3 protein-coding genes and 1 pseudogene are annotated in these 3,050 nt (G+C 72.3%); 1 reads left to right on the top strand and 3 read right to left on the bottom strand.

The features are described from left to right. Positions 1-1,209: gephyrin-like molybdotransferase Glp (gene glp, locus RWX45_RS09820; RefSeq protein WP_316023545.1), on the bottom strand; the 1,209-nt coding region annotated here is incomplete at its 3' end. 254 nt (positions 1,210-1,463) lie between these two features. Here glp and RWX45_RS09815 point away from each other — a divergent pair. Then, positions 1,464-1,934, top strand: coding sequence for a molybdenum cofactor biosynthesis protein MoaE (locus RWX45_RS09815; RefSeq protein WP_316023544.1), 471 nt, complete (start codon positions 1,464-1,466; stop codon positions 1,932-1,934). Between the two features lie 413 nt (positions 1,935-2,347). On the opposite strand, the gene RWX45_RS09810 is transcribed toward RWX45_RS09815, so the two are convergent. After that, entirely contained in the window at positions 2,348-2,635 is a 288-nt protein-coding gene (locus RWX45_RS09810; protein ID WP_316023543.1) for a MoaD/ThiS family protein, read from the bottom strand. Positions 2,636-2,732: 97 nt separating this feature from the next. Next, positions 2,733-3,050 (bottom strand): annotated as a pseudogene (locus RWX45_RS09805) (GTP 3',8-cyclase MoaA); the annotation flags it as partial.

Genomic DNA, 3,050 nt, shown 5'->3' with positions numbered 1-3,050 from the left:
GTGCGACGGCGCCACCCACACGGCGCTGCGCCCCGCCTCGGCATCCACGCCGTCGGGCAGCGGCTGCGGGGGCGCGACCACGCGCACCGGGACGTGCTGCCGGCGGCCCCGCGGCGAGGACCAGCCGACGGCGGCTCGGGCGGTCGCAGCGGGCGCGACGGCGTCGGGCACGGGGGCCGTCTGACCGCCGGGTGCGTCGCGGCCGGACAGCCGTGCCAGGGCGGGGGCGACGATCGTTGTGAAAGACACGAGCACGCTCACCGGGTTGCCGGGAAGCCCGATGACCGGCACGTGGCGGCCATCGCCGTCGCGGACGGTGCCGTAGCCCTGCGGCTTGCCGGGCTGCATGGCCACCTTGGCCACGGTCAGCTCAATGCCGGCGGTGGCCTGGTCGCCCCAGCCCGAGGCCAGCGCGGTGAACGGGTCGAAGGCGCCCACCGACACGCCCCCGGAGGTGACGATGAGGTCGGCGTCGGTGGCCGCGGCGGTCAGGGCTGCGGCCAGGTCCGCGGGAGTGTCGATGCTGTGGGCAACACCGGCCAGCTGGGCGCCGTGCTCCGTGATGAGGCCGGCCAGCAGAGCGCTGTTGGAGTCAGGGATTTTGCCGACGGTCAGGCTCTCGCCGGCCTCGGTCAGCTCGGCTCCGGTGACGACGACGGCGACGCGTGGACGCGGCACCGCCAGCACCGTGGACCGGCCGACAGAGGCGGCCGCCGACAAGGCGGTGGCCTTGAGGACGGTCCCGGCCCGCAGCACCATGTCGTCCACACCGACGTCCTCACCGGCGCGGCGCACATTCGCACCCGGGACGACGTCGGCGCGGATGGTGACAGCATCGGGCAGCGGGCGGGCCCCCGACAGTTGATCGGTGTCCTCCACCCTGACCACGGCGTCGGCGCCCTCGGGGAGCATGGCGCCGGTCATGATCCGCTGCGCAGTACCGGGGGCCAGCGGGTCGGGCGCGGCACCGGCCGGGACATCGCCGGCCACCGGCAGCGTGACGGGCACTGCGGCGACGTCGGCAGCGCGCACGGCGTAGCCGTCCATGGCCGAGTTCGTCCACGGCGGTACCGGTACGACGGCGCGGACGTCCTCGGCCAGCACCAGGCCATGAGCCTCGGCTAGGGGGAGGTGCACGGGTGCCAGCGGCGCCAGGCCGGACAGCACCCGGGCGGTGTACTCCTCAGGCGGCAGCATGGTGGCGGTCATGACAAGATCCTTCGATATGCGACAAGTGTTCGACAGACGTCGTGATAAGGCGGTGCGGCGTGCGGGCACCGGGTGCTCATCCGGCCGGGTGGCGCTCAGGCGCGGGGCCGAGTGATGCGGTGGGGCGCTCGGCCCCATCATGCCCCGCCGCGATGACTGCGCGGCCCAGCCCCGGCGCGGCGTGTAGCCTCCCGTGGGCAGCGCCCCGCCAACCGGCCGGGCGCCGGAGAGACGAAACCGAGGAGGAACCGGCCATGAGCGAGTCTGAAAATGTCGCAGCGCCGCCCTCGCCAGGGCCGGCGCAGGCCCGCGTACTGCGCGCCGAGGTGACCTCGGAGCCCGTGAAACCCGACTTGCTCGCCGCCGCCGTCGAGGACCCGGCCGCGGGCGCCGTCGTCACCTTCACCGGCATGGTCCGCAACCACGACGGCGGTCATGCGGTCACCGCCATCACCTACACCGCCCACCCCTCGGCCAACGAGGTGTTGGGCGCCATCGCCGCGGAAGTGGCGGCACGCCCGGGGCTGCGCACGATCGGCGTCGTTCACCGCATCGGTGAGCTGCGCGTGGGCGAGACCGCCCTGGCGGTCGCCGTCAGCGCCGACCACCGCGCCGCGGCCTTCGCCGCCGCCAGCGACGTCGTCGAGGAGATCAAGCGGCGCCTGCCTATCTGGAAGCAGCAGACCTTCGCCGACGGCAGCCGCGCCTGGTCCAACACCCCCTGACGCGATGGCGTGCGGGAAGGGCGTGCTGGGGCGCTGGGTGCCGGACAGCGGGCGCTGACGAGTCGGTAGTTGAGACGACGGTTCGTACGCTCAGCCGACGGTTCGTACCTTACGAGGGACGATTCGTACGTTCCGCCGACGGTTCGGCAGCTAGGGTGCCGAACCGTCAGCCGAAATGCCGAACCGTTGTCGCCAAGTGCCGAAGCGTCGGACGAAGTGCCGAACCGTCAGCCAAGGTGACGAACCGTCACGAGAGCTACCGAACCACCGTTGTTTTGATCGTCCACCGCACATGTGCGACATCCTCGCCTACCCCTACAGCTTCACAGTCGCCGTCATATGTGTCGGTCTCGGCACGTTATTAGTGCCGGTCTCGGCACGTTATTAGTGCCGGTTTCGGTGAAGGGGCGGGGTCAGCCGCCGGCGAAGGGCGGGAGCACGTCCACCCGGTCGCGGTCCCGCAACTCGCTGAGCGAATCCGCCGGGGCCGACAGCGAGTTGACCAGGTAGCTGCACACCCCGATCACCTTCGCCATCTCCAGCCCGCGCCCGGCCAGCAGCTCCCGCACACCCGCCAAGGTGGTGCCCTCCGGCACCTCGAGCCGCTCCTCGGTGCGCCCGGCGGCCTCGGCAGCCGCCGCGAAGTAGTGCACGTCAATGGCAATGACGCCGGGGGCGGCCGGGGCGGATCGGCTGGTCACAGTGATTCTCCTTGCTGTGTGGCGGGCTTGGCGTTGGGCATTGACGGCGCCGCGTCGGGGCTGACTGTATAGCCGCAGGGGACGGAGCTCGGCGGCCCTACCCGCCAATGGCCGACATGGTCCGGGCAGGCTCGGTGAAGCCGTCCGGCACCGACTCGGGAGCATCGGCGCCGTGCGCCCGGGGCTTGCCCCAGGTGGCGGCGGCCCAGATGCGGATGAGCTCGTCGTCGTCCGCTCCCGCGCGCATGGGGCCGCGCAGGTCGGTGTCGGTCGGTGAGAACAGGCAGGTGAGCAGCCGACCGTCGGCGGTGATCCGCGTGCGATCGCAGTCGCCGCAAAAGGGTGCGGTTACCGAGGCGATGATCCCGACCCGCCCCGCGGGGTAGGGCACGCCGTCGGGATCCGTACCCGCCAT

It is taken from the genome of Actinomyces sp. MRS3W (assembly GCF_032465695.1).
GTDB lineage: Bacteria > Actinomycetota > Actinomycetes > Actinomycetales > Actinomycetaceae > Actinomyces.
This window is presented reverse-complemented; position numbering and strand designations above follow the sequence as displayed.